This is a genomic window from Acidovorax sp. LjRoot204, assembly GCF_056175785.1.
Window position 1 is genome coordinate 1 of the sequence record NZ_JBGFFF010000342.1, and the last position, 1,360, is coordinate 1,360.

Genomic DNA, 1,360 nt, shown 5'->3' on the forward strand with positions numbered 1-1,360 from the left:
GTCCCACCCTGTCCAGGTGGCGCGCTCGGCCCAGCATGCGATGGACCTCGTGCCGCTCTTTTCGCAGGGCGGACACCATCACATTCCCATCGTGGATGATGTAGATCACCTCGTTGGCATCATCACCCAGACCGACCTCGTGCGCACCCTGGCCTCGGCGGTGCAAGGCCGATAGCGGATGGTTTTCGAGGTTCTGGCTGGGAGCGCTGCGCCCGCACCACAGGGCAGACCGGGTGTCCCATAGGCAAAACACGGCTTGTCGCGGTACAATTGACAGGCTTTGCACAGCGCTGACGCCTGTTCATTGAAGCCGTCTCCCGGCCCTCTGCCTGATCTGCGCCCTGGGTGCAGCGACTCCCACCGCCCGCCATGCACCGTGTGTCGAGTTTCGACAACGCTGCAGCTGCCGTGGTGAATGCAATAAAACCGCTCAGGCGCCGACCACAGAACATTTGCTTTGAAGAGATAGAGAAACACATGGCCAAAGAAGAACTCATTGAAATGCAGGGCTCCGTCACGGAAGTCTTGCCCGACTCGCGATTTCGCGTCACGCTGGACAACGGCCACCAACTGATTGCCTACACCGGCGGCAAGATGCGCAAGCACCACATCCGTATCCTGGCTGGTGACAAAGTGTCCCTGGAGATGTCGCCTTACGACCTGACCAAGGGCCGCATCACATTCCGCCACCTCGCCGGTCGCGGTCCTGGCCCTTCCTCCAGCCGCTGATCTTTCCGTTTTCGGTCCGTGGCAGACCGAGGCGGTTTTATAGTTTTTTTTCTGGTTCGTCTCTTGCCACGTCGCGTTCGCGCGACCGCTCCCTCCTGCGAACTCTTCGCCCTGCTACTTTCTAAAAAAAGTCAAAAAAGCAGGCGATTAGCCAAAAACAGGGGAATCGGCGGGTTAGAATACGGGCTGTCGGAGCGTAGCGCAGCCTGGTAGCGCATCTGCTTTGGGAGCAGAGGGTCGCGAGTTCGAATCCCGCCGCTCCGACCAATGTTTGAAGGCCTTGCAGCAAATGCTGCAAGGCCTTTTTTCTTGCCCTCCTGGTGCCTTTCAACGCAGAGGCAATCGGGGTCTCGGTGGCGAGCGGAAATGGGTTATTCACCACCATCGTTTCCAGCAGGCTCGCGGAATCTACGTACCATTGTGGCCATCGCCGGTTGGCTCCCATTCGCACCGCCCCTGCCGTTTACTGCGCACGGTGCTTGCTGGTATCTCCATGACCTTCTCTGTGCTCTCTAAAGCCGCTGCCACACCGTTACCCCAGTCCGAAGCGCTTACCCAGCCTGCAGTGCAGCGATACGACGCGGTCGATGCTCTGAGGGGAGTCGCCATGGTGTGGATGACGGTGTTCCAC

Annotated in this window: 2 protein-coding genes and 1 tRNA gene; all 3 read left to right on the forward strand. The window is 59.3% G+C overall.

Annotated elements, in window-relative coordinates; translation table 11 throughout:
• The coding region (locus tag AC04MI_RS25200; protein WP_476499048.1) for a CBS domain-containing protein at positions 1 to 175 on the forward strand (175 nt) is incomplete at its 5' end.
• 302 nt (positions 176 to 477) lie between these two features.
• Positions 478 to 729: a translation initiation factor IF-1 gene (infA, locus tag AC04MI_RS25205; protein WP_015014402.1), complete on the forward strand. Its 252-nt coding sequence runs from the start codon at positions 478 to 480 to the stop codon at positions 727 to 729.
• Positions 730 to 919: 190 nt separating this feature from the next.
• A tRNA-Pro gene (locus AC04MI_RS25210) sits at positions 920 to 996 on the forward strand.
• Positions 997 to 1,360 lie beyond the last annotated feature (364 nt).